Raw genomic sequence first — 21,304 nt, forward strand, 5'->3', positions numbered from 1 at the left:
TGCTCGACGGCGCGGCGGCCGTGGATGGGGACGCGTCCGGGGCGCCGGACCGCCGGCCGGGCGGCGCCGACAGGGAGCGCCCCGTGACCCAGCCGGCCGTGGTCCGGGCCGGCCGCGGTCGGGAGCTCGGGCGGGTCGGTCCGTACCGACTCGTGCGGCAGATCGGCGAGGGCGGCATGGGCCTGGTCTACGAGGCCGAGCAGCTGCACCCGATCCGGCGCAAGGTCGCCCTGAAGATGGTCAAGCGGGGGCTGGACACCGCCGAGTTCATCTCCCGCTTCGAATCGGAACGCCAGGCCCTGGCCATGATGGACCACCCCTGCATCGCGCGCGTGTTCGACGCCGGCGCCACCGACCAGGGGCGTCCCTACTTCGTCATGGAGTACGTCGAGGGCATCCCGCTGCACGAGTACTGCAACCTGCACCGCCTGACGGTGCGGCAGCGCCTCGAGCTCTTCGGCCATGTGTGCGACGGCGTGCAGCACGCCCACCAGAAGGCCATCATCCACCGCGACCTGAAGCCCTCCAACGTGCTGGTGACGGTGATCGACGGGCAGCCCGTGCCCAAGATCATCGACTTCGGCGTGGCCAAGGCCACCGACTCGTCGGTGTTCGAGAGCACCCTGACCACGAGCGTGGGGCAGCTCGTGGGCACGCCCGAGTACATGAGTCCCGAGCAGGCCGACCTCGACGGGGGCGGCATCGACACGCGCACCGATGTCTACGCCCTCGGCGTGATGCTGTACGAACTGCTGGTGGGCCGCCTGCCCTTCACCAGCGAGGAATTCAAGGAGATGGGCTTCAAGAAGGCCCTGCAGACCATCCGCGAGGTCGAGCCGCCCAGGCCCAGCACGCGGCTGGGCACCATCGCCGACATGCCCGACCAGGCCACCATCGTCGAGCTCGCCGAACGCCGGCGCACCTCGCCGTCGCACCTGCAGCGCGACCTGCGCGGCGACCTCGACTGGATCACCATGAAGGCCATCGAGAAGGAGCGCGACCGGCGCTACGAGACGGCCAACGCCCTGGCCCTGGACATCGGCCGGCACCTGGCCTTCCAGCCGGTGCTCGCCGGACCGCCGTCCACCGCCTACCGCATGCGGAAGTTCGTGCGCCGCAACCGCACCGGCGTGGCCGCCGGCGCCGTGGTCGGCGTGGCGGTCGTGCTCGGCATCTTCGGCACGACGGCGGGACTGATCCGGGCCGTCCGGGCCGAGAAGCAGGCGCGCGTCGAGGCCGAGACCGCCCGCCAGGTCTCCGACTTCCTCGTCGACCTGTTCGAGGTCGCCGATCCGGACCAGGCGCGGGGCAACACCATCACCGCCCGGGAGATCCTGGACAACGGCGCCCGCCGCATCGACGAGGAGCTCGGCGAGCAGCCCCTGACCCAGGCCCGCCTCATGGGCACCATCGGCAAGGTGTACCGCAAGCTGGGCCTCTTCGAGGAGGCCGAGCCCCAGCTCGAGCGCGCCCTGGCCCTCAAGCGGGCGCAGCCCGACGTGGCGGGCCGCGAACTGGCGGTGAGCCTGGCCGAGCTGGCCGACCTCTACATCAGTCTGGCCCGCTACGACGAGGCCGAGACCATGCTCCTGCAGGCCCTGGACCTGATGCAGGGCACCGACCTGGAGAACGGTCTGGAGGTGGCCCAGAGCCTGAACGAACTGGCCAGCGTGTACCGGCGCCAGGGCCAGTACGACAAGGCGCGGCCCCTCTACGAACGGGCCCTGGACCTCCGGGTCGCCCGGCTCGGTCCGGTCGACCCGGAAGTGGCCAGCAGCTACAACAGCCTGGGCATCCTGGCCTTCTTCGACGGCCGCTACGCCGCCGCCGAGCAGTACTACAAGCGGGCGGGCGAGATCTGGGAGCAGGCCTACGGCGAGAACCACGGGGACGTGGCCAAGGCCCTCAACAACCTGGCCCTCCTGTACCACCACCTCGACCGCTACGACGAGGCGGAGCCCGTCTATGAGCGGGCCAACGCCATCTACGCCAAGGTGCTGGGCAAGGAGCACCCGCGCTACGCCCGCGGCCTGAACAACCTCGGCCTGGTGCGCTGCGAGGCGGGGCGCTACGAGGGGGTCGAGGCGCTCTACACCGAAGCCCTGCGCATCCGCGAGAAGGTCTTCGGCGACGAGCATCCCGAGGTGGCCCAGACCCTGGCCAACCTCGCCTTCCTCGATGCCAAACTGGGGCACTTCGTCGCGGCCGATTCGCTGGCGCTGCGGGCCATGACCATCCGCATGGCCGTCTTCGGCCGGGACCATCCGGACGTTGCCTGGAGCTGGCGCAACCTGGGCCTGGTGCGTCTGGAGGAGGAGCGCTACGCCGAGGCCGCCGAGGATCTCCGGACCTGCCTGGACATGCTGTCCCGGGCCCTGGCTCCGGACCACCCGGATCTGGCCGACCCCTACGTGGAGTACGCCCAGGCCCTGCAGGCCCTCGGCAGGACGGCCGAAGCCGATTCGCTGCGGACCCTGGGCGAGAGCCTGCGTCCCGCCGCCGCGGCGCCCCGCTGAGAATCCGCCTCCCGCCTCAAGTCCGGTCCGCATCTGCCGAATGATCAATAAAGGAATCCTTTATTGGGTGATTCGTGTCTGCTTTAGACAAGGTGGGTGCTGTCGATGTTCCGTGTCCGGTCCTTCAAAACCAAGCTGATCGTGGGCGCGATCCTGCTCGCGGCGGTGCCGGGCGTGATCGTGCTCGGCCTGACCGTCCGCTCGCAGGGGCAGGTGGCCGAGGTGGCGGTCGTGGAGTGCTCGAACCTGGGCTACGCGACGCTCGACCATGTGGCCAAGGACGTGCAGCGCATGTGCGACGTGGAACGGCTGGCCACCGGCGTGGCCGACGCGGGTTCGCCCCTGACCATGGGCTCGGCGGAGCTCCGCCGGGCGATCATGGACATCCGCATCGGGGAGACGGGCTACGTCTTCGTGCTGGACGGCGCCGGCCACTACGTGGTCTCCGCCGGCGGCAAGCGCAACGGCGAGTCGATCTGGCAGGCCAAGGACGCCGACGGCGTGCTGTTCATCCAGGAGATCATCCGGAAAGCCAAGGCGGCGCCGCCGGGCGCCATCGTCGAGCAGCGCTATCCGTGGCTGAACAAGGGCGACACCGCGCCGCGGCTCAAGGTGGCCCGGGTCACCTACGTGCCCGAGTGGGACTGGGTCATCGGGGCCGGCGCCTACCTGGACGAGTTCATGGCCGCCGAGCGCCAGATCCGCGCCGCGGGGGCCCGCAGTCTCCGCACCCTGACCGTGGTCATCGGCTGCGCGATGGTCTTCATGGGCCTGGCTGCCTGGATCGGCGGCCGCTACCTGACGACGCCGCTGCTGCGCGCCGCGCGCATGGCCGACGCCGTGGCCGCGGGCGACCTGCGCGGGCGCCTGGGCCTGACCCAGACCGACGAGGTGGGCAGCCTCGGACGCGCCCTCGACCGCATGGCCGACGGCCTGCAGGAGAACGCCGACGTGGCGCGCCACATCGCCGACGGCGACCTGGGCGTCGAGGTGACGCCACGGGGGCCGGAGGACACCTTCGGCCAGTCGCTGCGGGCCATGGCCGGCAGTCTGCGCGACACGGTCGCGGGCATCCAGCACGTGGCCGAGCAGGTGAAGGTGGGCTCGGCCGAGGTGTCGGGTTCGAGCGCCAGCCTGGCCCAGGGCGCCACCGAGCAGGCGGCGGCCCTGCAGCAGATCACCGCCGCCATGGTCGAACTGGGCACGACCGTCGAGCAGAACGCCACCAAGGCCTCCGAAGCCGACCAGCTCACCGACGAGGCCCGCGAAGTGGCGCGGGACGGGGTCGGCCGCATGACCGAGATGACCGGCGCCATGGCCGAGATCAGCACCGCGAGCGAAGCCATCGCCAGCATCATCAAGGTGATCGACGACATCGCCTTCCAGACCAACCTGCTGGCCCTGAACGCCGCCGTGGAAGCGGCGCGCGCGGGCAAGCACGGACGCGGTTTCGCCGTCGTCGCCGAGGAGGTGCGCAACCTGGCCGGACGCAGCGCGAAGGCGGCCCGCGAGACGGCCGAGCTGATCAACGGCACCCTGGACAAGGTGGGCCGCGGCACCGACATCGCCGACCGCACGGCCGAGTCCCTCGCCGGCATCCTGGAGTCGGTGACCCGCTCGAGCGACCTCGTGGCGGCCATCGCCGCGGCCAGCCGCGAACAGAGCGCCGGCATCGCCGAGGTGAGCAACGGCCTGCGTCAGATCGACCAGGTGACCCAGCAGACCAGCGCCAACAGCGAGGAAACGGCGGCGGCGGGCCAGGAGCTCGCGGGCCTCGCGGCCTCGCTCAACGACCTCGTCTCGCGGTTCCAGCTCCAGGACGGCGGCCGTCCGGCAGCCCCCATGGCGGGCGTGCACGCCGAAGAGGGCTTCGAGGCGCCCGCCTGGAGCTGACGCCGATCCGCACCCCCCTGCCGCGGCCGGGCGCTGCCCGGCCGCGGCGTTTTTCCCTGTGACCACGGATTGACAGGATCGGCCCGGGCTCCGTATGATGCGGGGGGCCGCGCGTGGGGGTGCGGCCGTCACGCCGCCATGGCCACCGAAGGGGGAAGACCGGTGCCGTCACGGAAGACCCTGAATGCAGCGACGTTCCTGATCCTGGCCTTCGCCGCCCTGCTCGGCGCCACGACGGGGTGGGCCGCGCCGCCCGAGCGCGCGCCCCAGGTGGGCAAGCACATGCGGGCCGCCCACCAGGCCGGCGAGGATCTGGCCCGGGGCGACCTGGCGGCCATGGAAGCCTCCCTCGATGCCGGGTACCGCGAGCTGGCGCTGATGCTCGAGTCCTACCATCCCGATCCCCAGACCAATGCCTACCTGCGCCGCCGGGGCTGGGACCAGCTCGTCTGGACCCAGCTCATGTACCGCCTGCTGGCGGTGCGCGACGGCCTGTGCGACGACGAACTGGTCTTCGCCGAGCGCGTGGCTCTGGACCGCGTCGCCGCCACGAGCCTGGCCACCGTCGAAACCACCGTCGCCCGCATCGACTTCCTGCTCGAGGCGCGCACACGGATGGGGCTCGAGGCGGAGATCGACAGCTTCGCCGAGGGCCTGCTGGCCGAGAGCGTCTCGTCGCCGGATTACCGGGAACTGCTGGCCAGTTTCCACCAGCGCTTCGACCGGCGCCGCGCGGCGGTCATGGCCCGGATCGCGTCCGGCGAGCACGAGGGCATCGTCGATCCGGCGGCCCTGCCGGCCGGCACCCGCCAGGCCCAGGTGTACCAGGAGCACAAGCGGCGTCTCGAAGGCGAGGGCCGGCTCGACGAGATCCTGACCCGCCTCGCCGAAGCCGACCCCAGCGAGATCCAGCGCCTGGCCGTCACCGCCCGCACCGCCGACACGGCGGCCGGGCGCGACGCCGCGCGCAACGAGCTGGTGCTGCAGCTGCTGCTCGTCGAGACCTCCCTCGACGCCTCCGAGCACGACGCTTCCCTGGCCGACATGTTCGAGTACTTCGACAGCTGGGGGCACACCGCGTTCGAGAGCTGTGGCGCCCGTCCCGACGACTTCCAGGACGCCATGTCCCTGATCTACACCGCGCGCCGGCAGCTCGCCCGCCACTTCGGACCCGACGATCTGCGCAGCCTGTACTCGCTGGCCGAAACGGCGCGGGGGCTGGTGGCGGAGGGAGCCCGGACGGACTAGCGCGAGCCGCGCCCGACCGCAGCGTGGCGGCCTCGCCGAACGGCGCATGGACGACGCGTTCGTCGAACCGCGCGGCGTGGTGCCGGTCATGGGCATGACCTTCCGCAGTCGTCGCCTGTTCGGCTACGCCCCGCGCCCTCCGTCGATTTCCCGCTACGGGTGCCCCAGCACCACGATCTGCCCCTGCACCGTCACGTCCGTCCACTGGCCGTTGCCGTTCGGGTCGCGCCCGGGCGAGTCGATCGAGATCGCATCCAGCACCAGCGAGATCCCCGTGACCTCGGCCCCGGCGAAATCGGGTTCCTGATCGGCAAGGACGCCGCCCGCGAAGGATGTCTCCTCGTCGGAGCGCGTGATGGCGCTCGCGCCGCCGAGGGGCGCCCGGCGGAAGGCGACACCGTCGTTCGTGCCGTTGGTGAGCAGCAGCACCGCCTGCGCGAATTCGGGATGCTCGCCCGGATCGATGGCGATCGTCCGGCCGGCGTCGGCGTTGGTGACCGTCACGTCGAAGAGGGCGAAGTCGGCCCCGTCCGGCCCCACGTGGAACGACACGGACGCGGCGTCGGCCACGTTCGGGCTGCCCACGCCGGCGTTGAACGAGAAGTAGGCCAGGGCCTCGGGCGTGGGAGCGGGCGCGGGGGGCGCCGCCGGGTCGTCGTCGCCGCAGCCCGCGAACGGGGCGAGGAGCGGAAGGAGGAACAGGGTGGTAAGGAAACGGGCGCGGCGCATGGGCGCTCCTGTCGCTGGGGGTGGATCGGGGATGAGCGGTGGCGGCGGCATGCGCCGGCGGTCCCTTCAACCTAACCGCAGTCGGCCCGGGCGCCAAACCGGGTTCGCCGGCCGCCGCGCCGGGAGCGGCCCGGGATCACGCCCGAAGCCGCCTGCCGGCGCCCCCTGCCGGCGCCGGGCCGGGAACCGCTGGCCGCCGGCCGGATTCGGCCTACCTTGGGGATTCCCCCGCCGGACCCGCACCGAGGAGTCGCCATGATCCCCCATCTCTCCCGACGTGCCTTCCTGGCCGCCGTGCCGCCGCTGTGCGCCGCGCCTGCCCTCCTGGTCACCGGCCCCGCCCGGGCCGACGACGTCGCATCGGATCCGGCGGGTGTCCCGGCCGGCTACCCCGCCCAGGATCCGGACCGGGTCCGGGCCATCGTCGGCGCTTCGCACGGCAGCCTCGACAAGGTGCGCGAACTGCTCGCCGAGAGCCCCGAACTGGCCAAGGCGGCCTGGGACTGGGGCTACGGCGACTGGGAAACCGCCCTCGGCGCCGCGTCCCACACGGGCAACCGGCCCATCGCCGAGCTGCTGATCGCCCACGGCGCGCGCCCGGACCTCTTCACCTTCGCCATGCTCGGCCACCTCGACGTGGTGCGCGCCTACGTCGCGGCGCAGCCCGGCATCCAGGGCGTGCCGGGACCCCACGGCCTGACCCTGCTCCACCACGCGCGCCGCGGCGGGCCGGATGCGGCGGCGGTGGTGGCCTTCCTCGAGGAGGTGGGGGGCGCCGATCCGCGGCCCGTCACCGTGCCGCTGGCGGCGGCCGCGCGCGACGGCTGCGTCGGCGACTACGCCTTCGGCCCCGGCGCCGGGGAACTCCTCGCCGTGACCGCCAAGGACGACGGCCTGGCCATCAAGCGCCTGCCCGACGGGTCCAGCCGCGGGCTGCATCATCTCGGCGACCGGGTGTTCCACCCCGCCGGCGCCCCGGCGGTGCGGATCGCGTTCATGGGCGGGTCGGATCGGGCCGCCACCGTCCGCATCGACGACGGGTCCCGCATCGTGGAGGCCCGCCGACTCAGCGACCCAGCCGGCCGGTGACCTTCAGGACGAGGATGAACGCGCACAGCAACCCGAAAAAGCCGCAGACGCGGCGGGCGGTGACGCCGTCGCCGTCCTGGTCGATCCACCAGACGCGGCGCGAGGCGCGGGGGTAGAGGACGCCGCAGAGCGTGGCGCCCACGAGGCAGACGATGGTGACGGGGTCGAGGTGGGGCATGGCCGGATCGTAGCACGGCGGGCCGGACGCGGGAACCCCGTCCGAACGGAGTCTCCGCCCGCGGCGGCCTGCAACCCGGGGCCGCGATCCTGCGTTCTTACCGCTCGCCTCGCCTTCTGCCGCCCCGGACCCGGAGTCTGACCATGCGAATCGTTCTGCCTGTCCTCCTGCTGACCTTCTGCTGCGCCGCCAACGCACCGGCCATCGTGATCCGGCACGACCGGGAAGACGCCCGCTATCGCGCCCTGGCCGACGGGCACCCCGAGGTGGGGCGGATCGGGGCCGGGATGGGCACCCTCGTGGCTCCGTGCTGGGTCGTGACCGCGGGCCACGTGGCCGAGCAGGTCCTCGGCGGCGGGGAGGTGGTCTTCGGCGAGCGGGCCGTCCCCGTCGCCCGGGTGTTCATCCACCCGGACTACGCCGTCGAGGGGCGGCACCGGGACCTGGCGCTCGTCGAACTGGCCGCGCCGGTCGCGGACATCGCGCCGGCCCGGCTGTACGGCCGCGACGACGAGACGGGCCGGCAGATCCTCTTTGTCGGCGACGGGCAGACCGGCGACGGCCGCACCGGTCCCGCGCCCGGCCCCCGCATCCGTCGCGGCGCCCACAACGTCGTCACGGATGCGACACCGGGCTGGCTCCACTTCGCCTTCGATGCCCCGCCGCAGGGCGCCGACCTGGAGGGCATCAGCGGCCCCGGCGACAGCGGCGGCCCGGCGCTGCTGCGGCGCGACGACGCGCTGTGGGTCCTGGGCGTCAGCGCCTACAACGACGGCGGCGCCCTCTGCACCTACGGGACGAACGAACACTACGCCCGCGTCTCGGACGAGCGCGCCTGGTTGGACGGCGTCATGGCCGGAACCGTCACGACGACGAGCGAACGGCGCCTGCTCCGCCATGAGGTCGACGCCGACGGCAACGACACGGTGGCGTCCGAGGAGATCCGGGACGTCCCGTTGTCGCCGGCCGACGGCGAGCGGGCCGCCGCCGTGACGCGGGCGCTCATCGCGGCCCTCAACGCCGCGGACGGGACCGCCTTCGGGCGCCCGTTCAGCGCGGCGTACCTGGAGCGCGAAGGCGCCGCGGGGCTGGCGGGCATGCTGGAATTCGTGAGCGGGTCGCGGGCCGTCCACGGCGACATCGTGTCGCTGCACCCGGTGGGGGCGACCGCGCTGGCGGTCGGGTCGGCGGGACGGGTCATGATCCCGGTCGTCTGGCACATGGCGGACGGCATGGGGGGCTACTTCGGTCTGGTCCTCGACGGCGCCGGGCGCATCGACGAGTTCTCGCTCTTCGTGAGGCGGGGGGTCTGTCGGGCCGGCGGCGAATGCGAGGAAGCTGTCCCGATTGCCGAATAGAAAGGCGCCCCCACCACGGGCGGGGGCGCCTTTCCGTCTTCTCCCGACCGGCTAACCCTTGAAGGCCGCCTTCACGAACTCGCGCCGCATGCGGGCGATGTTCTGGATCGAGATCTCCTTCGGGCACACGGCCTCGCACTCGCCGTGGTTCGAGCAGTCGCCGAAGCCCTCGCTGTCCATCTGCTCGACCATGCGCAGCGCGCGGCGCGTCCGCTCGGCGTCGCCCTGGGGCAGCCAGCTGAACTGGCTGATCTTGGCGCTGACGAAGAGCGAGGCCGACCCGTTGGGGCAGGCCGCCACGCAGGCGCCGCAGATGCCCTCGCGGCAGTCGTTGTCGAGCTCGACCGCCTCCTCGCCCTTCTTCACCAGCTGCTCGTTCAGGATGTCGAGATACGCGGAGACACCGAAGGCAGCGACCTGAAGAAGGCGATGTAGTCCGCCAGGACGTTGGGCTTCGTCTTGAAGCCGTCGGCGCCCAGTTGCGTGGCCCGCTCGATGTCCTGCGACCGGTCAGAATTCGTGAGCATCACGATCACCGGGATCTCGAGGAACGCCTCGCGGGAGCGGACCGTCTCGAGCACCTCGAAACCGTTCATGCCCGGCATATTGATGTCCAGCAGCACGACCAGCGGCATGGGCGCGCTGCCCGCCCCGATCTCTTCGAGGTGGGCGAGGAAGCGGGTTCCGGACTCGAAGACGATGAACTCGTGCGGCAGCTCCGACAACTTGTGGCACTGCCGGGCGACCACGGCGTCTATAGAGCTGTCGTCGACCATGATGACTGGAGGCAGGCCTCCGGCGGTTCCGGTTGTTGCGTCGGACATGGTTTCCCTCCCAGGGTGAAGTGGATGGAGACGTGGTCGCGTCCGGTTTCGGCCCAGATGCGGCCGCCGTGACGTTCGACGATCCGGCGCGACACGGCGAGGCCGAAGCCGCGGCCGGAATGCTCCGGGTCCAGGCGGTTGAATGGGGCGAAGATCCCCGCCAGCTTCTGCGGCGGGATGGTCGAGCCGGTGTTGCGGACCCCGATCACCGGCTCGTCCCCGGACGTGTCGACGGTGATGTCCAGGGCGAAGGGCCGCCTGCCGGTGAATGCGAAAGCGTTGTCCACGATGTTCGTCAGCAGGATCTCGACGAGGCCGGCGAACGCCGGCAGCTCGGGCAGTCCGCCGACGCGCACGGCGACCGGCCGGTCGGCGATCTCGTCCCGCCACGCCTGCAGCACGTTCCGGACGACCGCGTCCAGCCGGGTGGGAACTCGGGTCAGGGCGCCGTCGCCGATCTCCACGAGCGACCGCAGGTCGGTGATCAGGTCGAGCATCCGGTCGGCCTCCCCATGCAGGAGCCCCAGGATCTCGTTCCCTTCCGGAGTGAGGCGCCCATCGGCGTGATGGAGGACGAGATCGGCGAGGGCGCCGATCCGGCGGGCGGGCTCGCGCAGGTCGTGCGAGGCGACGTGCGCGAACTGCTCGAGGTCGGCGTTGGCCGCAGTGAGGCTCTCGTTCGCCGCACGCAGCTTGCGCTCCCGCGCCTCGAGGGCCGTGAGCATGCTCTCCATGGTCCGTGCGAGGTCGCCGATCTCGTCCTGCCGACCGGTCGGCAGCTCTCCGGTGGGCCGGCCCGCGACGATGTTCCGCGACGCGGTGCAGAGCGTGTCCAGCGGGTTCGCCAGCCGGCGCGCGAAGAGCACGCCGACGGTGACCGCCACGCCGAGCAGGACGAGGGTCAGGGACACCGAACGCCGGCGGACTTCGCGGAGGGCCGCGGGCGCGTCACGGGCAACGACGGTGGTTCCCAGCAGCAGCCACCGCCCGGGGTCGTCGGGAAACGGGGTGATTCGACGGAAGCCGACGAGTCCCGGGTCGGCGTCGGAGGCGTCGTGTGACCGGATCAGTGCCAGCAGCGCCGGGGTGCCGGCGGGCAGCACGGTCTCGCCGAAGTCGTCTTGCACGCGGTGGGGCGTGCCGAGGTCGAAGCCGAACGTCCGGGCGGCGTCCGGGTGGCTCAGGTAGTTGCCGTCGCCGTCGGCGATGTAGAACGGATGCGCGGCGGAAGGGCGCCCCAACTGTCGGGCGACGAGTTCGTCGAAACTGATGTTCACGATGACGATGCCGAGCGTGCGGCCGTCCGTGGCGGCTATGGCCGTGGCGACCCTCAACATCGGCCGGTGGGGCACCTCGATGCGCCCGTGTTCCCGGTTCAGGTCGATCCGGGAATAGAAGAGCCGGCCGGCCGGCACGCCCAACGAGGCCACGAAGTAGTCGCGATCGCCCTTGTGCTGCAGCTCGGCGTCCGGCACCCGGTGCAGGTCCTGGCCGTGCTGGTCGATGCGGAGCAACTCCCGGCCATCGTCGGCCACCCCGATGAACCGGACCTGATCGAAGGCCGGGTGGGTCGAGATGGCCCGCTCGAACACTGCAGCGCACCGGTCCGCCAGGATCCCCGCCCGGGCCGTGTCGCCGGCGGCGCTCGCGGTCGCGAGAGGCACGAGATCGGGCAGGCTGGCCAGCGTGCGCACCGTCCGGTCGACCTCGTGGATTGCGCCGGTCAGGGCTGTTCCCTTGACCCACGACTGCTGTTCGATCGAACTGCGCTCGATCTCGCTGATGACTTCCCGGTAGCTCCGGTCGGCCACCGAAGCGAACAGGGCGGTGCTGCCGACCGCCACGGCGAACACGAGCAGGACGATGCGGTTGCGGATCGTGGGGCGCACGGGGCTCCTCCGGGGCGTCGCCGAGCGGCCGCCGACGCGGGAACGTCGGCGACCGGCATCGGCCGTGTCGTGATTCAGAATGGATCGTCTGGATTGCGGAAACCTGTAGGCTATTCAGGGCAGCGGGACCGCAGCCGCGCCGGGCGCCCCCGGCCGGGTCCGCTACGGATGCCCCAGAACCACGATCTGACCCAGCACCGTCATGTCGGTCCATTGGCTGTTGCCGTTGGGGTCGCGCCCCGGCGAGCGCCCGCCGACTCAGCGACCCAGCCGGCCGGTGACTTTCAGGACGAGGACGAACGCGCACAGCAGCCAGAGGAAGCCGCAGATCCGGCGGGCGGTGACGCCGTCGCCGTCCTGGTCGATCCACCAGACGCGGCGCGACACGCGTGGGTAGAGGACGCCGCAGAGGGTGGCGCCCACCAGACAGATGATCGCAACGGGGTCGCGGTGGAGCATGGCGACAGCCTAGCATGGCCGGGCGGGCGATGGGAACGCCATCCTGAAGAAGAACGCCCCCGCCGACCGGCGGGGGCGCTTCATCTCGTCGTCTCCCGACCTGCTAGCCCTTGAAGGCCGCCTTCACGAACTCGCGCCGCATGCGGGCGATGTTCTGGATCGAGATCTCCTTCGGGCACACGGCCTCGCACTCGCCGTGGTTCGAGCAGTCGCCGAAGCCCTCGCTGTCCATCTGCTCGACCATGCGCAGCGCGCGGCGCGTCCGCTCGGCGTCGCCCTGGGGCAGCCAGCTGAACTGGCTGATCTTGGCGCTGACGAAGAGCGAGGCCGACCCGTTGGGGCAGGCCGCCACGCAGGCGCCGCAGCCGATGCAGGTCGCCGCGTCCATGGCGTTGTCCGCGTCCGACTTCGGGATCAGCTGCGCGTTGCCGTCCGGGGCGGAGCCCACGTTCGTGCTCACGTAGCCGCCCTTGGCCTGGATCCGGTCGAAGGCCGAACGGTCGACGACCAGGTCCTTGATGATCGGGAACGCCGACGCCCGGAACGGCTCGACCGTGATGGTGTCGCCGTCCTTGTAGGAACGCATGCGGATCTCGCAGGTGGTGCAGCCGGCGTGCGTGCCGTGGGCCACGCCGTCGACCACCATGCCGCAGGTGCCGCAGATGCCCTCGCGGCAGTCGTTGTCGAACTCGATCGCCTCTTCGCCCTTCTTCACCAGCTGCTCGTTCAGGATGTCGAGCATCTCGAGGAAGGACATCTCGGCGGCCACGTTCTCGACGGTGTAGTCGTGGAACTTGCCGTCCTTGGCGCCACGGGCCTGGCGCCAGATCTTCAGATGAATGGTCATGCCTTTGTTCGCCATGATCTGCCTTCCTCTATTTGTAGCTGCGGGTCTTGACTTCGATGTTCTCGTAGCTCAGGTCTTCCTTGTGCATCACAGGCTCCTGGCCTTCGCCCTGGTGCTCCCAGGCCGAGACGAACATGAAGTTCTCGTCGTCCCGCTTCGCTTCGCCGGTCTCGGACTGGTGCTCCTCGCGGAAGTGGCCGCCGCACGATTCCTCGCGCATCAGCGCGTCGCGCGCCATCAGCTCGCCCAGTTCCAGGTAGTCGCCCAGCCGGTTGGCCTGCTCCAGTTGCTTGTTCAGGTCGTCGGCCGAACCGGTCAGGGCCAGGTCCTGCCAGAAGGCCTTCTGCAGCTCCTTGATCTTCCCGATGGCCTCGTTCAGGCCGTCCTTGTTGCGCGCCATGCCGACCTTGTCCCACATGATGCGGCCGAGGTCCCAGTGGATGTCGCGCACCGTCCGGCTGCCCTTGATGTTCAGCAGGCGGTCGTAGTGGCTGCGGACGTCGTTCTCGACGGCCTTGAACTCCTCGGTCTCGGTCGTGACGGCCTTGAGGTCGGCGCCCGCGAGGTAGCTGGCCACGACCCGCGGCACCACGAAGTAGCCGTCGGCCAGGCCCTGCATCAGGGCGCTGGCGCCGAGACGGTTGGCGCCGTGGTCGGAGAAGTTGGCCTCGCCGGCCACGAAGAGTCCCTCGATGGTGCTCTGCAGGTTGTAGTCCACCCACAGCCCGCCCATGGTGTAGTGGGGGGCGGGGTAGATCATCATCGGGGTCTCGTAGGGGCTGTCGCCCGTGATCTCCCGGTACATGTCGAACAGGTTGCCGTAGCGGTCGCCGACGACGTCCTTGCCCAGCCGCCCGATGGCCTCCGAGAAGTCGAGGTACACCGAGAAGTCCGAGTAGTAGGCGTGCTTGCCCTGGTCGCACTCGACCTTGGCCGCCCGGGACGCGATGTCGCGCGGCACCAGGTTGCCGAAGGCGGGGTAGCGGCGCTCGAGGTAGTAGTCGCGCTCGTTCTCGGGGATCTCGTTGGGCCGGCGCGTGTCGCCCGCCTTCTTCGGCACCCACACCCGGCCGTCGTTGCGCAGGGACTCGCTCATCAGCGTGAGCTTCGACTGGTAGTCGCCCATCTGCGGCACGGCCGTCGGGTGGATCTGCGTGTAGCAGGGGTTGGAGAAGAAGGCGCCGCGCTTGTGGGCCCGCCAGGCCGCCGTGGCGTTGCTGTTGACCGCGTTGGTCGACAGGTAGAACACGGGGCTGTAGCCGCCGGTGGCGAGCACCACGGCGTCGGCCTCGTAGCGCTTGATCTCGCCGGTGATCAGCTCGCGGGCGATGATGCCGCGGGCCTTGCCGTCGACGATCACCAGGTCGAGCATCTCGTGGCGCGGGAACATCTTCACCGTGCCGGCGTCGATCTGCCGCGACAGGGCGCTGTACACGCCGAGCAGCAGCTGCTGGCCGGTCTGGCCGCGGGCGTAGAAGGTGCGGCTGACCTGCACGCCGCCGAACGACCGGTTGGCCAGGGTGCCGCCGTACTCGCGCGCGAAGGGCACGCCCATGGCCACCGACTGGTCGATGATGTGGGTCGAGAGCTGGGCCAGGCGGTACACGTTGGCCTCGCGCGACCGGTAGTCGCCGCCCTTGATCGTGTCGTAGAACAGGCGGTACACGCTGTCGCCGTCGTTCTGGTAGTTCTTGGCGGCGTTGATGCCGCCCTGGGCCGCGACGCTGTGCGCGCGGCGGGGCGTGTCCTGGATGCAGAAGTTCAGGACGTTGTAGCCCAGCTCGCCCAGCGTGGCCGCGGCGCCGCCGCCGGCCAGGCCCGTGCCCACGACGATGATCCGGAACTTGCGCCGGTTGCCGCCCGGGGCCACCAGCTTGTTGTCGATCATGTGCTTGTCCCACTTGTCGGCGAGCGGTCCGCCGGGGATCTTGGCATCGAGGATCTTGCTCATGCTAGTGACCTCCCGTCATCGTCGAGCTGGCATTGGGGTCACCCGAGAGGAACAGGTAGATGGGGATGATGATGAAGCCGACCGCGAGCACCACGGCGAAGACCCGGGCGACGTTGACCAGCACCGGCAGGTACTTGTCGTTGGCCCAGCCCAGGGACTGGAAGGCGCTCCAGAAGCCGTGGCGCAGGTGCAGGCCCAGCAGGATCATCGCCACGACGGTGAAGATCGTGAAGCCCGGGCCCTTGAACACGGTGACGACCGTCTTGTAGAGGTCCTTGACCCCGCCCTTGGTCATCTCGTGGGGGTTGCCCGCGTTGAACTTGAACAGGAAGATGTGGGCGATCACGAAGATGATCAGGATCGCGCCCGTGTAGATCATCGACCGCGAGGCGAGGGTCTTGCGGCTCTTGCCGCCCGCGTCCTTGGCGTACTTGTAGCCCTGCTGCCGCGCCTTCTTCTTGTCGGTCCAGGCCACGGTGACGGCGCTGACCATGTGGAAGACGAACACCACGAACAGGAAGATCTCGAAGGCGTAGATCAGCCACCCGTGGGCGACCGTCTCGAGAAAGTGGGCGTACTCGTTGAACGCGTGGGGGCCGATGAAGAGGGTGAGATTACCGATCAGATGCACCACGACGAAGCCCATCAACGCGAACCCCGTCAGGCCGGTAATCACCTTCTTTCCCACCGACGACCAGAGGGCAGAACCGAAGGAGGTCATGAATCCGCACTCCCGGAAAGTAGGATGAGGGCTGTTCGGGTGGACAACGCATTAGAACATATACCAGCCGGCCGGGCAGCACAATTTCTAACAGGTGCCAAGTCGATATAATTTGCAGTTTTAAATGATTCTCATGTTCAGGCGGAGGGAGATGAGGGCGAGGCCGGCGGATCGGGCGAACCGCCGGCCCATCGGCTCAGGCGGCCGTCTCCACGGTGCGCGGCCGCTCGGCCGCGGGAACGTCGGCGTTGAGGGCGCCGGCCCGGGGGCGTCGGGTCACGTTCCGCCCCAGCAGCAGATCGCCCAGCCGGTTCGATGCGCCGTCCCAGAAGCCGCAGGCGGCCACGGGGTCGGCGGGATTCTCGAAGGTCCCGAAGACGATGTCCCACAGGGGCAGGTCGCTGTAGTTGTTCCGATGGTACCCGCGGCCGTGGTGCACGCTGTGGCTCTCGGGGCGCTGGATCACATAGCCGAGCCAGCGCGGAGTGCGGATGTTGGCGTGCTGGAACGCCGCGTTGAAGACGAGGAAGGCCCCCCCGACCGCCCCGGCGGCCGGCGTCAGGCCCAGCAGCGGGAAGAAGACCAGGCTGCCCAGGGTCGTGAACATGAAGGTGTCGATGGGATGGATGTAGTAGGCGCCCCATGCGTCGTTCGCTTCGGCGGCATGGTGCATCTGGTGCCAGCGCCGGAAGGGGCTGCGGGAGTTGTGGGCCAGGCGGTGGTACCAGTAGTGGAGGAACTCGTACACGACGATCCCGACGGCGGCCCCGGCCCAGGTCCCGAGGAAGGCCAGATCCAGGACGGTCCTCTCGCCGACCAGACCGGCCCAGGCGACGGCGATCTGCACCGACAGGAAGAACGTGCCGACCGACACCGCGAGGGCCAGGGGGCGCCAGAAGCGGGGGCGGGAGAATTCGCGGCGGCGGTAGAAGAGGTCGAGGACGATGAAGGCCGGGACGGCGCCCAGGCTGATCAGGTTGGCGACGGTCATGAGCATGATGGGGCTCCTTGGTTCGGGCGGCTGTTTTAAACCGACTGATTAGTATAAGAAACTACGTAGGGAACCGGATTGGGCTACTAGAAAAATGGAGAATTTTGCTCGCGACAGCTCAACTAATTGATTTATATTTACTTAAGAATTGATTTTTTTCACCGGAATGGTTGCTCTTGTACCGACCGGAAGGTATAATATATCCAGCAGGAGGTGAAAGATGACCCCCCGTCCGCGTGGCAAGACCCGGGAACGCATCCTCGACGAAGCCGAGGCGCTGATCATGGCCAACGGCTTCGCCGGCACGTCGATCGACGCCGTGATCGGAGCCGTCGGCATCACCAAGGGAGCGTTCTTCTACCACTTCAAGACCAAGAGCGACATGGCCCGCGCCCTCGTCGACCGCTACCAGGTGGCCGACGCCGCCATCCTCGAGCGCTTCCTGGCCACGTCGGCGAAGCTGTCGTCCGATCCGGTCCAGCGCCTGCTCGTCTTCACGGCCCTGTGCGTCGAGATGGCCGAACAGATGGAAGACCCCACGCCGGGCTGCCTCTTCGGCTCGTTCTGCTACGAGAGCGGCCAGTTCGGCGACGACGTGCTGGCGATCCTCGATGAGGCGATCCTGTCCTGGCGGCGAGCCGTGGCCGAGCTGGTGCGGGAGGCCGTGGCGGCCGAGGCGCCGGTGCGCGAGGTCGATCCGGAGAGCCTGGCCGACCTGGTGACCGTGATCTTCGAGGGGGCGTTCGTGGTCGCGCGCACCCTCCGGGAGCCCGGTGTCTTCGCCGACCAGTTGCGCCACCTGCGGACCTACGTCGAGTTGCTCTGGGGGCGCTGAGGGGGTTGCCGGAGAAGGGGCGGGAGCCATATCATGATGCGGGGGGCCGTCACCCGCCGTGACGGATGTCACCGCTCATCTTGGGGGAAAACCATGCTGCGCTCCGCCTCGCTCCTGCTCGTCCTTCTCGTCCTGCTCGTCCTGCTCGTTTCCGCCACCGCCGAAGCCCAGACCGGCATCCCGGACCTGAACCAGTCCACCCTCGAGCGCGACGACGCCGGCCCGTCCGCGCTGTCGATCATGGTCGTGCCCGACGGTTCGGGTCCGCCCCTGACCCAGGCCGTGCGGCCCGACGGCACCATCGCCAGCGCGGGCTTGACGGCCACGGTCCGCGACGGGGCGAATTTTCCGGTGGCCAACTTCCCCTTCGAGGACCTCTGGCTCGAGTCGTTCGACGGCGACCTCGCCCCGTGCATCGGCGGCACCACGGCCGATGCCAACACCGACATCAACGGCCAGACCCGCTTCGAGACGCCGCTGCGGGCCGGCGGGTGGACGGAAGGTCCCCTGCTGCTGATGCTGAACGGCATGGCCATCGTCGGCAGCGAAGTGGCCATCCGCATCAACAGCCCCGACTCCAACGGCGACGGCGCCGTGAACATGACCGACCTGGCCACCTTCGCGGCCGACTACCACGGGGCCTACCACTTCCGCTCGGACTTCAACTTCGACGGGTCCATCGACCTGGGCGACGTGGTGATCCTGGCGGCGAAGCTCGGGGTGTCCTGTCCCTAGGGGCGGGGGCGAAGGGCCGGACGAGGGGGTATGATGATGAGGAATCATTTCGCAATCGCCATCGGCCTTGTCCTGGCATGCGGCCTGGCGGGGGCGGCTTCCGCGCAGTTCTTCCTGCCCGACTGGGAACTTTCCACGGCCCAGCGCACCTATGCGGGGCCCGAGATGGTCTCGGTCATGCACGTCCCCGACGGCTCGGGAGATCCCTTCGCCGCCGCGCAACTGCCCGGCGGGGCCGGCTCCGTCGACGCGACCATCGTCGTGACCCTGGTCGATCCCGTCGGGAATCCGGTGCAGGGCTACCCGGCCGAGGATGTCTGGGTCGAGGCCGCCGATGGGGGCGTGGCGTATTGTGCGGGCGGCAACTTCGCCGACGGGCCGACCGACGCCAGCGGCGTGACCACGTTCACGGGCGCGCGGCGCGGGGGCGGCAGCAGCGAAAGCCTGTTGCTGGTCTACGTGTCCGGCGTGGCCCTCACTTCGAATGCCGGGCTGGCGATCACCTCGAACAGCCCCGACCTGAACGGCGACGGCACCGTGAACCTGGTGGACGTGGTGACGTTCGCGGGGCACTATGGCGGGACCTACGCCTACGCCGCCGATCTGCACTACGACCAGCAGATCAACCTGGCCGACGTCGTCCGCCTGGCCCACGCCTGGGGAGCGTCGTGCCCCTAGCCGGGCCCGGCGGCCCGCAAAGGAAGACGCCCGGCCTCCGCAGGCCGGGCGTCGTCGTTCGCGCAGGGCGTCCCGCTCAGCCGTGCAGGGCCCGGCCTCCCGCCGCCCAGGCCGCCTCGCGCAGCACCTCCGGCAGGGTGGGGTGGGCGTGGCACACGGCGCCGATGTCCTCGCTGCTCGCGCCGTAGGCCATGGCGGCGGTGGCCTCGGCGATCAGGTCGCCGGCCCGCGGCCCGACGATGTGCACGCCGAGCACCCGGTCGGTCTCCTTGTGCGCCAGCACCTTCACGCGGCCCTCGACGCTGTCCAGGGCCATGGCCCGTCCGTTCGAGCGGTAGGTGGCGACGCCCTTGCTGTAGGGCGTGCCGGCCTCCTTGAGCTGCTCCTCGGTGCGGCCCACGCCGGCCACCTCGGGCTCGGTGTAGCACACCGACGGCACCAGGGCCGGATCGTAGTGACCCGCCTGTCCGGCCATGCGCGCCACGCAGGCGAGGCCCTCGTCGGTGGCCTTGTGGGCGAGCATGGCGCCGCCCACCACGTCGCCGATGGCCCACACGCCCGGGGCGGCTCTGTTGTCGCCGTCGACCTTGATGAATCCGCGCTCGGTCAGCTCCACGCCCGCGCTCGCCAGGTTCAGCCCCTCGGTGACGGGCCGGCGGCCCACGGCCACCAGCACGCGGTCGGCCGTGAGGTCGTCTTCGCCCTCGATGCTCACCACGGCCTGCTTGCCCTTCACCTTCGCACCGGTCACCGCGGCCCCCAGCTTGAACGCCAGCCCCTGCTTCTTCAGCAGCTGCAGCGCCACGCGGGCGATCTCGCCGTCGGTGCCGGGCATGATGCTCTTGAGGTATTCGACCACCGTCACCTCGGCGCCCAGGCGGGACCACACCGAGCCCAGCTCCAGGCCGATGTAGCCGCCGCCGATGACGACCAGCTTCTGCGGCACCTCGGGCCAGGCCAGGGCGGCGGTCGAATCGCCGATGCGGTCGCCGTCCATCTCGACGCCCTCGAGCGTCGCGGCCCGGCTGCCGGTGGCGATCAGGATGCGCTCGGCCTGCAGGGTCTCGTCGCCGACGATCACCTTGCCGGGCCCGTCGAGCCTGGCCTCGCCCTCGTACCGCGTCACCTTGTTGGCCTTGAACAGTCCGGCGATGCCGCCGGTGAGCTGCTCGACGATCTGGTCCTTGCGGCCCATCATGGCCGCGAGGTCCAGTTCGGGCTTGGCGCCCTTGATGCCGTGGTGCTCGAGCCCGTGCCGCAGTTCGGCGAACTTCTCGCTCGACTCGAGCAGGGCCTTGCTCGGGATGCAGCCCACCCTGAGGCAGGTGCCGCCGAGGCGGCTCTCCTTCTCGACGCAGGCCGTGTCCAGGCCCAGCTGGGCGGCCTTCACGGCGGCCGCGTAGCCGCCGGGCCCGGCGCCGATCACGATGAGGTCGTGCTTCTTCATGTCCCGTCCCTAGACTTTCAGGAGCATCCGCTCGGGCCGCTCCACGCATTCCTTGATGTGCTTGAGGAAGGTCACGGCCTCGCGGCCGTCGACCAGGCGGTGATCGTAGGTCATGGCGATGTACATCATCGGCCGGATCACGATCTGGCCGTCGCTGACGACCGGTCGGTCCTGGATGCCGTGCAGGCCCAGCACGCCGCTCTGGGGCGGGTTGATGATGGGCGTCGACAGCAGCGAACCGTACACGCCGCCGTTGCTGATCGTGAAGGTGCCGCCCTGCAGCTCGTCCAGGTCGATCCGGTTGGCCTGGGCCCGCTGGCCGAAGTCGGCGATGACCTGCTCGATGGCGCCGAAGTCGAGGTTCTCCGCGTTGCGGATGACCGGGACCACCAGGCCCTTGCCGCCGCCCACGGCGATGCCGATGTCGCAGTACTCGTGGTGGATCATGTCGTCGCCGTCGATCTGGGCGTTCAGCTGCGGCACCAGCCGCAGCGCCTCGACGGCGGCCTTCACGAAGAAGCTCATGAAGCCGAGCTTCACGCCGTAGCGCGCCGTGAACGCCTCCTGGTTCTCGGCCCGCAGGGCCTTGACCCGCGACATGTCGACCTCGTTGAACGTCGTCAGCAGCGCGGCGGTCTGCTGGGAGTGCACCAGCCGTTCGGCGATCTTGCGCCGGATCGGGGTCATGCGCTCGCGGCGGACGTTGCGCTCGCCGGTGAAGGCGGGCGGCGTCGGCGCGGGGGCGGACTTCGTCCCGGCCCTGGCCGGGGTACCGGCCGGCGCCTGCTGCGGCACATCCTCCTTGAGGACGCGGCCGCCGGGGCCGCTGCCCGTGACCTGGTCGCGCGACACGCCGCGCTCGGCCATGGCGCGCGCGGCGGCGGGCATGACCGGACCGTCCTGGGCGGGCGCGGCC

19 protein-coding genes and 1 pseudogene are annotated in these 21,304 nt (G+C 70.2%); 8 read left to right on the forward strand and 12 right to left on the reverse strand.

Annotation, left to right across the window (positions count from 1 at the left end):
• The 3 genes from KDM41_10925 to KDM41_10935 all read left to right on the forward strand — a co-directional run.
• The coding region (locus KDM41_10925) for a serine/threonine protein kinase (protein ID MCB1183938.1) at positions 1-2,516 on the forward strand (2,516 nt) is incomplete at its 5' end.
• Positions 2,517-2,621: 105 nt separating this feature from the next.
• On the forward strand, positions 2,622-4,409 hold the full coding sequence (locus KDM41_10930) for a cache domain-containing protein (GenBank protein MCB1183939.1): 1,788 nt from the start codon (positions 2,622-2,624) through the stop codon (positions 4,407-4,409).
• Between the two features lie 162 nt (positions 4,410-4,571).
• The gene (locus tag KDM41_10935; GenBank protein ID MCB1183940.1) at positions 4,572-5,657 is read left to right on the forward strand and encodes a hypothetical protein; all 1,086 of its coding nucleotides are present in this window, start codon (positions 4,572-4,574) and stop codon (positions 5,655-5,657) included.
• A 153-nt stretch (positions 5,658-5,810) separates the two neighbouring features.
• On the opposite strand, the gene KDM41_10940 is transcribed toward KDM41_10935, so the two are convergent.
• Positions 5,811-6,386: a hypothetical protein gene (locus tag KDM41_10940; protein ID MCB1183941.1), complete on the reverse strand. Its 576-nt coding sequence runs from the start codon at positions 6,384-6,386 to the stop codon at positions 5,811-5,813.
• A gap of 420 nt (positions 6,387-6,806) precedes the next feature.
• Between KDM41_10940 and KDM41_10945 the strand changes: the two are divergent.
• A pseudogene (locus tag KDM41_10945) lies at positions 6,807-7,115 on the forward strand (ankyrin repeat domain-containing protein).
• 337 nt (positions 7,116-7,452) lie between these two features.
• Here the strand turns inward: KDM41_10945 and KDM41_10950 are convergent.
• Positions 7,453-7,653 carry a hypothetical protein gene (locus KDM41_10950; GenBank protein MCB1183942.1) on the reverse strand — a complete coding sequence of 67 codons (201 nt, stop codon included), beginning with the start codon at positions 7,651-7,653 and terminating at the stop codon, positions 7,453-7,455.
• 143 nt (positions 7,654-7,796) lie between these two features.
• On the opposite strand from KDM41_10950, the gene KDM41_10955 reads away from it, so the two are divergent.
• Complete coding sequence (locus KDM41_10955) at positions 7,797-9,011, forward strand: trypsin-like serine protease (GenBank protein MCB1183943.1); 1,215 nt, start codon at positions 7,797-7,799, stop codon at positions 9,009-9,011.
• Positions 9,012-9,062: 51 nt separating this feature from the next.
• On the opposite strand, the gene KDM41_10960 is transcribed toward KDM41_10955, so the two are convergent.
• The 8 genes from KDM41_10960 to KDM41_10995 all read right to left on the reverse strand — a co-directional run bounded on the left by KDM41_10960 (position 9,063) and on the right by KDM41_10995 (position 16,699).
• Positions 9,063-9,395 carry a 4Fe-4S dicluster domain-containing protein gene (locus KDM41_10960; protein ID MCB1183944.1) on the reverse strand — a complete coding sequence of 111 codons (333 nt, stop codon included), beginning with the start codon at positions 9,393-9,395 and terminating at the stop codon, positions 9,063-9,065.
• A complete protein-coding gene (locus KDM41_10965) occupies positions 9,389-9,835 on the reverse strand; it encodes a response regulator (protein ID MCB1183945.1) in 447 nt (148 codons plus the stop codon). The genes KDM41_10960 and KDM41_10965 overlap by 7 nt, the downstream gene beginning before the upstream one ends.
• Complete coding sequence (locus tag KDM41_10970) at positions 9,766-11,724, reverse strand: HAMP domain-containing protein (protein ID MCB1183946.1); 1,959 nt, start codon at positions 11,722-11,724, stop codon at positions 9,766-9,768. Before KDM41_10970 ends, KDM41_10965 begins: the two co-directional genes overlap by 70 nt.
• 258 nt (positions 11,725-11,982) lie before the next feature.
• Complete coding sequence (locus KDM41_10975) at positions 11,983-12,183, reverse strand: hypothetical protein (GenBank protein ID MCB1183947.1); 201 nt, start codon at positions 12,181-12,183, stop codon at positions 11,983-11,985.
• Positions 12,184-12,286: 103 nt separating this feature from the next.
• Positions 12,287-13,030: a succinate dehydrogenase/fumarate reductase iron-sulfur subunit gene (locus KDM41_10980; GenBank protein MCB1183948.1), complete on the reverse strand. Its 744-nt coding sequence runs from the start codon at positions 13,028-13,030 to the stop codon at positions 12,287-12,289.
• 28 nt (positions 13,031-13,058) lie between these two features.
• Positions 13,059-14,981, reverse strand: coding sequence for a fumarate reductase/succinate dehydrogenase flavoprotein subunit (locus tag KDM41_10985; GenBank protein ID MCB1183949.1), 1,923 nt, complete (start codon positions 14,979-14,981; stop codon positions 13,059-13,061).
• Between the two features lies 1 nt (position 14,982).
• On the reverse strand, positions 14,983-15,702 hold the full coding sequence (locus tag KDM41_10990) for a succinate dehydrogenase cytochrome b subunit (protein MCB1183950.1): 720 nt from the start codon (positions 15,700-15,702) through the stop codon (positions 14,983-14,985).
• Between the two features lie 196 nt (positions 15,703-15,898).
• Positions 15,899-16,699: a sterol desaturase family protein gene (locus KDM41_10995; protein MCB1183951.1), complete on the reverse strand. Its 801-nt coding sequence runs from the start codon at positions 16,697-16,699 to the stop codon at positions 15,899-15,901.
• A gap of 214 nt (positions 16,700-16,913) precedes the next feature.
• Between KDM41_10995 and KDM41_11000 the strand changes: the two genes are divergently transcribed.
• The 3 genes from KDM41_11000 (at position 16,914) to KDM41_11010 (ending at position 18,941) form a co-directional block, all read left to right on the forward strand.
• Positions 16,914-17,528, forward strand: coding sequence for a TetR/AcrR family transcriptional regulator (locus tag KDM41_11000; protein ID MCB1183952.1), 615 nt, complete (start codon positions 16,914-16,916; stop codon positions 17,526-17,528).
• Positions 17,529-17,621: 93 nt separating this feature from the next.
• Entirely contained in the window at positions 17,622-18,263 is a 642-nt protein-coding gene (locus KDM41_11005; protein MCB1183953.1) for a hypothetical protein, read from the forward strand.
• Positions 18,264-18,293: 30 nt separating this feature from the next.
• A complete protein-coding gene (locus tag KDM41_11010; GenBank protein MCB1183954.1) occupies positions 18,294-18,941 on the forward strand; it encodes a hypothetical protein in 648 nt (215 codons plus the stop codon).
• 76 nt (positions 18,942-19,017) lie between these two features.
• On the opposite strand, the gene lpdA is transcribed toward KDM41_11010, so the two are convergent.
• Positions 19,018-20,388: a dihydrolipoyl dehydrogenase gene (lpdA, locus tag KDM41_11015; protein ID MCB1183955.1), complete on the reverse strand. Its 1,371-nt coding sequence runs from the start codon at positions 20,386-20,388 to the stop codon at positions 19,018-19,020.
• Between the two features lie 9 nt (positions 20,389-20,397).
• A partial coding sequence (gene sucB / locus KDM41_11020) for a dihydrolipoyllysine-residue succinyltransferase (protein MCB1183956.1) occupies positions 20,398-21,304 on the reverse strand: 907 nt, incomplete at its 5' end.

Source organism: bacterium (assembly GCA_020440705.1).
Taxonomy (GTDB): Bacteria; Krumholzibacteriota; Krumholzibacteriia; order LZORAL124-64-63; family LZORAL124-64-63; genus JAGRNP01.

Excerpts from the sequence above, each read along its gene's own strand:
- KDM41_10930 (MCB1183939.1), top strand. The coding sequence starts at position 2,622 with ATGTTCCGTGTCCGGTCCTTCAAAACCAAGCTGATCGTGGGCGCGATC.
- KDM41_10940 (MCB1183941.1), bottom strand. The coding sequence starts at position 6,386 with ATGCGCCGCGCCCGTTTCCTTACCACCCTGTTCCTCCTTCCGCTCCTC.
- KDM41_10950 (MCB1183942.1), bottom strand. The coding sequence starts at position 7,653 with ATGCCCCACCTCGACCCCGTCACCATCGTCTGCCTCGTGGGCGCCACG.
- KDM41_10955 (MCB1183943.1), top strand. The coding sequence starts at position 7,797 with ATGCGAATCGTTCTGCCTGTCCTCCTGCTGACCTTCTGCTGCGCCGCC.
- KDM41_10965 (MCB1183945.1), bottom strand. The coding sequence starts at position 9,835 with ATGTCCGACGCAACAACCGGAACCGCCGGAGGCCTGCCTCCAGTCATC.
- KDM41_10975 (MCB1183947.1), bottom strand. The coding sequence starts at position 12,183 with ATGCTCCACCGCGACCCCGTTGCGATCATCTGTCTGGTGGGCGCCACC.
- KDM41_10980 (MCB1183948.1), bottom strand. The coding sequence starts at position 13,030 with ATGACCATTCATCTGAAGATCTGGCGCCAGGCCCGTGGCGCCAAGGAC.
- KDM41_10985 (MCB1183949.1), bottom strand. The coding sequence starts at position 14,981 with ATGAGCAAGATCCTCGATGCCAAGATCCCCGGCGGACCGCTCGCCGAC.
- KDM41_10990 (MCB1183950.1), bottom strand. The coding sequence starts at position 15,702 with ATGACCTCCTTCGGTTCTGCCCTCTGGTCGTCGGTGGGAAAGAAGGTG.
- KDM41_10995 (MCB1183951.1), bottom strand. The coding sequence starts at position 16,699 with ATGCTCATGACCGTCGCCAACCTGATCAGCCTGGGCGCCGTCCCGGCC.
- KDM41_11000 (MCB1183952.1), top strand. The coding sequence starts at position 16,914 with ATGACCCCCCGTCCGCGTGGCAAGACCCGGGAACGCATCCTCGACGAA.
- KDM41_11005 (MCB1183953.1), top strand. The coding sequence starts at position 17,622 with ATGCTGCGCTCCGCCTCGCTCCTGCTCGTCCTTCTCGTCCTGCTCGTC.
- KDM41_11010 (MCB1183954.1), top strand. The coding sequence starts at position 18,294 with ATGATGATGAGGAATCATTTCGCAATCGCCATCGGCCTTGTCCTGGCA.
- lpdA (MCB1183955.1), bottom strand. The coding sequence starts at position 20,388 with ATGAAGAAGCACGACCTCATCGTGATCGGCGCCGGGCCCGGCGGCTAC.